A 6,563-nucleotide genomic window follows, 5' to 3' on the forward strand; every position below is an offset into this window, starting at 1 on the left:
TTCCCCACCACCTCCGAGGGCGTCAAGGGCTCCGACCTCACCGCCGAGCAGAAGGAACTGGTGCTCGCCGCGATCGCGACGTACGTGCACGACGTCGACGACGTCAGCGCCGCCACCATCCTCGCCGGGTACGAGAGCGAGCTGGACGACACCTACGTCGCGTACGCGGGCAACACCTCGATGGACGAGAGCGGCGACTACATCCGCATCGACGGCCCCTCGGTGTGGATCGAGTTCTCCATGCAGAACGGCGTCATCCTCGAGGGCGCCCACCCGCACGCGGTGTGGCGGGACAAGACCAGCGACTACGCCGGTCTCACGTCCTGACATGCACCGAAGCCTGCGTGCGCTCCTCGCGGCGCTCGTCGCCGGCGCCGCCGTCCTCCTGACGGCGGCGCCGGCGTCGGCGCACGTCGTGCCCTCCACGGTGATCGAGCTCGACGTCCACTCCGACGACATCACCGCCGCGCTCACCCTGCCCACCGCGGACCTCGTCCTCGCCAGCGGCATCGACGTCCCCGCCGCCGGAGCCGTCCCCGCGACCACCGCCGAGGAGATCTCCACCTACGTCGAGGAGCACTTCCGCGTCGACTCCGCCGCCGGGGCCTGGACCGTCGACGTCGCCGACGTCGCCACCACCACGACCCAGCAGTGGGGGACCGCACCGTTCCCGGCCGTCACCGCCACGGCGACGCTCACCCCGGCCGACACCGCCGACCTGCGCAGCTTCACCCTCGACTACGACGCGATCGTGCACCAGGTCGTGACCGCGGACACCTACGTCGTCCTGCGCAGCGACTGGGCGGCCGGGAACGTCGAGACGGCCAGCAGCCTGGGCGCCATCGCCCTCGACACCGTCAGCGGCACCATCCCGCCGCTCGTCGTGGACCTCGACGACGGCAGCCCCTGGCGGGGTTTCACCGGCATGCTGCGCCTCGGCGTCTCGCACATCGCCGAGGGCACCGACCACCAGCTGTTCCTGCTCACCCTGCTGCTGCCCGCCCCGCTGCTCGCCGCCGCCGGGCGCTGGCGCGAGGTGGCCCGCACCGGCCGCGCCGTGCGCCGCATCACGACCATCACCATCGCCTTCACCGTCGGGCACTCCCTGACGCTCGCGCTGGGGACGCTCGGGCTGCCCGTGCCGCAGCAACCCGTGGAGGCGCTCATCGCGGTGAGCATCCTCATCGCCGCCGCCCACGCCGTGCGCCCCCTGTTCCCGGGCCGCGAACCCCTCGTCGCCGGGTTCTTCGGCCTCATCCACGGCATGGCGTTCTCGATGACGCTCTCCGCGCTCGACCTGTCCGGGACGCAGCTCGTCCTCAGCCTGCTCGGCTTCAACCTCGGCATCGAGATCATGCAGCTGGTCGTCGTGCTGCTCGTGCTGCCCCCGCTGGTCGTCCTCGCCCGCACCGCCGCCTACCGGCCGCTGCGGGTCGCCGCCGCGGTGCTCACCGCGGTGGCGGCGGTCGGCTGGCTGCTCGACCGCGTCGGCCTCACCACCCCGCTGGGCGCCGCCGCCGACTCCCTCGGCCACGCCTCGCCGTGGATCGCCGCGGCGCTGTGGATCGCCGCCGTCGTCGTGCTCGTGCGCTCCCGGTTGCGGGTCGACCGCGACCGCCCGGCGCCGCGCGAACCCCAGCTGACCAGGTGACCGCGGCAAGGGCGGGCACCGACCCCTGACGCGCGACGGCCCGTGCACCGGCAGCTGCCGGTGCACGGGCCGTTCCCGTGGGACGCACGACGTGCCGGGCGGGCGACGTTCCGGGCAGGCGATGTGCCGGGCGAACCATGTGCCAGGAAGACGTGGGGTGGTGCACAGCCCACCCCTAGGCGGACCGGTCACGGTGGGTTCAAGCCACCGAACGGGTGGTCACTTCCGCCTCTTGGAGTCCGACGATGACGCCCGCCCCGCACGCCCCGACCCGCACACCGCTCGCCGCGGCCGGACCGTCCCGGCCGCTCACCGGGCGCCCCCGCGCCCTGCTGCTCGAGGGCGTGCACCCCGAGGCCGCCGCGCTGCTGCACCGCGCCGGTTTCGACGTGGACGACCACCGGGGTGCCCTGGGGGAGGACGCGCTCATCGCGGCGATCCGCGGCGTGCAGGTGCTCGGCATCCGCTCGCGCACCCGCGTCAGCCGCCGCGTGCTGCACGCGGCCGGCGACCTGCAGGCCGTCGGGGCGTTCTGCACCGGCACCGACCAGATCGACCTGCAGGCCGCCACCGAGCGCGGCGTCGCGGTGTTCAACGCCCCCCACGCCAACGGGCGCAGCGTCGCCGAGCTCGCGCTGGCCGAGGTCATCGCGCTCACCCGCCGGCTGCCGGAGCGCAACGCCGCCGCGCACGCCGGCGTGTGGGACAAGTCCGCCACCGGCAGCCACGAGGTGCGCGGGCGCTGCCTGGGCATCGTCGGCTACGGCGCCATCGGCACCCAGCTGTCCGTGCTCGCCGAGGCCCTCGGCATGGACGTGGTGTTCCACGACCTGGCGGAGCGCGCACCCGTGGGACGGGCCCGCCGGTGCGAGACGCTGCACGAGCTGCTCGTGCAGGCCGACGCCGTCAGCCTGCACGTCGACGGCCGCCCGCAGAACGCCGGGCTGATCGGCGAGGCGCAGCTGGCCGCCATGAGACCGGGCAGCGTCCTGCTCAACCTCTCCCGCGGCAGCGTCGTCGACCTCGCCGCCCTGCGCCGCCACCTGACCAGCGGGCACCTGGCCGGTGCCGCGATCGACGTCTTCCCCGACGAGCCGTCCGCGGCGGGCCGGCCGTTCACCAACCCGCTGCGAGGGCTGCCGAACGTGCTGCTCACCCCGCACGTCGGCGGCTCCACGCAGGAGGCGCAGCGCGAGATCGCCGTGTCCGTCGCGAACAGGCTCGTCAGCCACGCGCGGACCACCACGACGGCCCGCGCCGCCTGACGGCACGGACCCCACCCCCTCCCGCCGACCCGCCCCGACGCCACCCAGGAGAACCCCGTGACCACCGACGTGACCACCCCCCGCCCCGCCCCGGCCCGCCCGGCGCCCGCGCCGCGCACCGGCCTCGGGCTCGACGCCGACGCCCACAGCACGTCGTTCTTCGACGTCGAGCGCCGCTTCGGCGCCCAGCGCCCGATCGCCGACTTCTGCATCCCCACCAACAGCTACTTCCCCACGCCCGAGATGTTCGAGCAGCTGTCGCGCGACCTGCCCACGCTGCTGAAGTACTACCCCAGCGACTCCACCGCCACGACGCGGCGCCTGGCCCACCTGCTCGGGCTCAACCCGCAGACGGTGGCGATGGCCAACGGTTCCACCGAGCTCATCACCTGGATCGACCACCTGCTGGTGCGCGAGTCCCTGGCCGTGCCGATCCCCACCTTCGGCCGCTGGACCGACCAGCCGCTGGAGACCGGCAAGCGCGTCGACATGTACCGCCTGCGCGAGGAGGACGGTTTCGCCCTCGACGTCGACGACTACGTCCGCTTCGTCCGCGAGCGCGGCTCGCGGGTCGCCGTCGTGTGCCAGCCGAACAACCCCGACGGCGGCTACGTCCTGCGCGAGCGCATGGTGCGGATGCTCGACGAGCTGCGCGACCTGGACCTGGTCGTCGTCGACGAGTCCTTCCTCGACTTCGTCGACGCCGAACCGGAGTGCTCCCTCGCCGCCGAGGCCGCGGTGCGGCACAACGTCGTCGTCCTCAAGAGCCTCGGCAAGAACTTCGGCCTGCACGGCGTCCGGTTCGGCTACATGGTCGCCAACCCGGCGCTCGCGCAGAAGGTCGCCCGCGCGCTGCCGAAGTGGAACCTCAACTCCCTCGCCGAGGCCGTCGTCGGGATGCTCGGCGAGCACGTGCCGGCCTACCGGCGCAGCCTCGACCTCGCCGCCCGCGACCGCGACGACATGGTCGCGCGGCTGCGCGAGGTCCCCGGGCTGACGGTCTTCCCCACCTCCACCAACTTCGTGCTCGTCAAGCTCCCCGCCGGCTGGGGCGGGGCGCGGGTGCGCGACCACCTCGTCGCCGAGCACGGCGTCTACATCCGCGAGTGCGGCAACAAGCTCGGCATGACCAGCGACTTCGTCCGCCTCGTCGTCCGCCCGGCCGCCGACGTGGACCGGCTGCTGGCCGGGCTGCACGACTGGGCCGCGCGCCTGGCGCACCCCTGCTGAGCGGGGCGGCCCCCGCGGCGGTCGTCGGCTCCGTGCCACGCTGGGGCGCAGGCCCCGGTGTCCGGGGCCACCCGGAGGACCCCCCGCGCCGGCGCGACGCGCCCGGCGCGGGGGGTCCTCGCCTCAAGCCCGCCGCCCCCCGTGCCGATGGAGCCCGCCATGACCGATGCCGCCCGCCGCGCCACCCGGACCGCCCTCGCCCTGGGCGTCGCCGCCTTGGTCGCCGCGCCCGCCACGGCCACCGCCGCGACGACCGCCACCGCCGAGGGTGAGGCCATGACGCTCGCGCAGGGCCGCGCCGTGGTCACCGCCGACACCACCGCCTCCGGCGGCAAGCACCTGCGGATGCTCACCAACGCCACCGCCTCCGCGCCGGTCACCACCCCCGCCAGCACCCGGCTCGTGCTGCGGCTGCGCGGCGAGCAGTACCTCGGGGCGCCCCGCGCCACCGTCCGGGTCGACGGCGCCACCGTCGCCACGCTGACCGTCTCGGCCACCACCTGGACCGACTACGCCGTGCCCGGCTCCTGGGCGGCCGGCACCCACACCGTCGCGGTGTCCTTCACCAACGACGCCTCCCGCGCCGGCGCCGGCGACCGCAACCTCGCCGTGGACCGCGTCGGGTTCGAGGCCGCCCCCACCCCGACGCCGACGCCCACCCCGACGCCCACGCCGACGGCGGGGCTCGACGACGCCTACGAGGCGCGGATCGTGGAACTCGTCAACGCCGAGCGCGCCGCGGCCGGCCTCGCGCCGCTGGCCGTGTCCGCCTGCGCCGACCGGTTCGCCGAGGAGTGGTCCGCGCACATGGCCGCCACCGGCCAGCTCGTGCACCGCTCCGACCTCGGAGCCGTGCTGACGGCCTGCTCCGCGCGCCGCGTCGGGGAGAACATCGCCTACGGCAACGTCACCGCCGACCAGATGGTGGCCATGTGGATGGGCTCCGCCGGCCACCGCGCGAACATCCTCAACCCCGCGTACACCCACATCGGCGTCGCCGCCGCCACCACCGCCACCGGCCGCGTCTGGGGCACCCAGAACTTCCTCACCCTCTGACGGCGGGCTCCCTTCGCGGAACGGACCCTTTCCGCGCACCAGAGGACATCCCCAGGTGCGGAAAGAGTCCGTTCCGCGGGGGTGGGGGTGCGGCTACCCTGACCTGCGACGACAGAGGAGGTGCTCCCCGTGACCGTGACCCCGCCGGCCGCAGGTCAGGCTCTCTCCTGGGAGGAGTACGAGGCGCTGCCGGAGGACCCGCGCTGTGAGTACATCGACGGGCACCTGGTCGTGAGCCCCAGCCCCACCGGCCTGCACCAGAAGATCGGCCTGCGTCTGGCGCGCGCCCTGGAGGACGTGCTGCCGACCACCCACGACGTGAACCTCGCGTGGGAGTGGCGACCCGCCCGGGACGCGTTCGTCCCCGACGTCATGGTCTACCCCCTCGCCGAGGCCGTGGGTCAGCCGCACCAGCGCTTCACCGGGATGCCGGCGCTCGTCGTGGAGATCTTGTCGTCGAACCGGGCGGATGACCTGCTGGTCAAGATGACCAGGTACGCCGCGCTCGGGCTGCCGCACTACTGGATCGTCGACCCGCGCGAGCAGGCCCTCACCACCTACGTCCTCGACGACCGCGCATACCGCCCCACGCGCATCCTCACCGCCACCGACCCGGCCGCCGACCTCGACCTCGGGGTGGCCACCGTCCCGATCAGCGTCGCCGACCTGCTGCGCTGGCGCTGACCGGCTCGCCCGCCGGCACCGGCCGCCGCGCCGCCACCAGGCACGCCATCACCACGACCCCCACCGCCGCCGCCAGGCTGCGGTACGTGAAGAACGCGTGGATCTGGGAGTGGTTGCTCAGCACCGCGTACCAGGCGGGCACCACCAGCGCCGGCACCGCCAGCACCGCCGCCACGACCAGCCCCCGCACCCCCCGGCGGCGCACCGCCACCACCAGCGCCCCCGCGCACACCGCACCCGCCGCCACCACCACCGGCACCGCCGTCACGACGGCCTCCGTCCAGTACAGCCAGTTCGCCCGCACCCCCGCGCCGAACGCGCCGGAGACGGCCACGCCCTCCTGCCCGTCCAGCCGGAAACGGCCGATCTGCGCCACCCGCGAGAACACCGACGGCCCCTGCGCCAGCGCCGCCACCACCCACCGCGACACCCACGTCAGCCCGAACGCCACCGGCCACGCCGCGCCCGCCGCCAGCACCCCGCGCAGCGCCGAGCCCCACGTGTGCCCGGCGCAGAACCCCACCGCCCCCGCGACCGCCGCGCACAGCGCCCACGACATCGGCGGCACCGTCAGCAGGTCCACGTAGCAGAACAGCGCCGCCGACGCCGCCGCACCCACCACCGCACCCCGCCAGCCGCGCCGCGCCAGCACCGCCGTCGACGACACCGCGACCACC

General features: G+C 74.8%; 6 protein-coding genes and 1 pseudogene. 6 read left to right on the top strand and 1 reads right to left on the bottom strand.

Annotated elements, in window-relative coordinates:
- From ABEB16_RS11190 to ABEB16_RS11215, 6 genes are all read left to right on the top strand, one after another.
- Positions 1-327: DUF3500 domain-containing protein (locus tag ABEB16_RS11190; RefSeq protein WP_345712332.1), on the top strand; the 327-nt coding region annotated here is incomplete at its 5' end.
- A gap of 1 nt (position 328) precedes the next feature.
- Complete coding sequence (locus tag ABEB16_RS11195; RefSeq protein ID WP_345712333.1) at positions 329-1,651, top strand: HupE/UreJ family protein; 1,323 nt, start codon at positions 329-331, stop codon at positions 1,649-1,651.
- 245 nt (positions 1,652-1,896) lie between these two features.
- The gene (gene serA, locus ABEB16_RS11200) at positions 1,897-2,916 is read left to right on the top strand and encodes a phosphoglycerate dehydrogenase (protein ID WP_345712334.1); all 1,020 of its coding nucleotides are present in this window, start codon (positions 1,897-1,899) and stop codon (positions 2,914-2,916) included.
- A 57-nt stretch (positions 2,917-2,973) separates the two neighbouring features.
- Positions 2,974-4,146, top strand: a complete 1,173-nt coding sequence (locus ABEB16_RS11205; protein ID WP_345712335.1) for a pyridoxal phosphate-dependent aminotransferase — start codon at positions 2,974-2,976, stop codon at positions 4,144-4,146.
- A gap of 159 nt (positions 4,147-4,305) precedes the next feature.
- Positions 4,306-5,202, top strand: a complete 897-nt coding sequence (locus tag ABEB16_RS11210; RefSeq protein WP_345712336.1) for a CAP domain-containing protein — start codon at positions 4,306-4,308, stop codon at positions 5,200-5,202.
- Positions 5,203-5,331: 129 nt separating this feature from the next.
- Positions 5,332-5,886, top strand: coding sequence for a Uma2 family endonuclease (locus tag ABEB16_RS11215; RefSeq protein WP_345712337.1), 555 nt, complete (start codon positions 5,332-5,334; stop codon positions 5,884-5,886).
- Here ABEB16_RS11215 and ABEB16_RS11220 read toward each other — a convergent pair.
- A pseudogene (locus ABEB16_RS11220) lies at positions 5,855-6,563 on the bottom strand (hypothetical protein); the annotation flags it as partial. The gene ABEB16_RS11215 and the pseudogene ABEB16_RS11220 sit on opposite strands and share 32 nt — an antisense overlap.

The sequence above is a fragment of the Kineococcus glutinatus genome (assembly GCF_039542765.1).
Classification (GTDB): domain Bacteria; phylum Actinomycetota; class Actinomycetes; order Actinomycetales; family Kineococcaceae; genus Kineococcus_A; species Kineococcus_A glutinatus.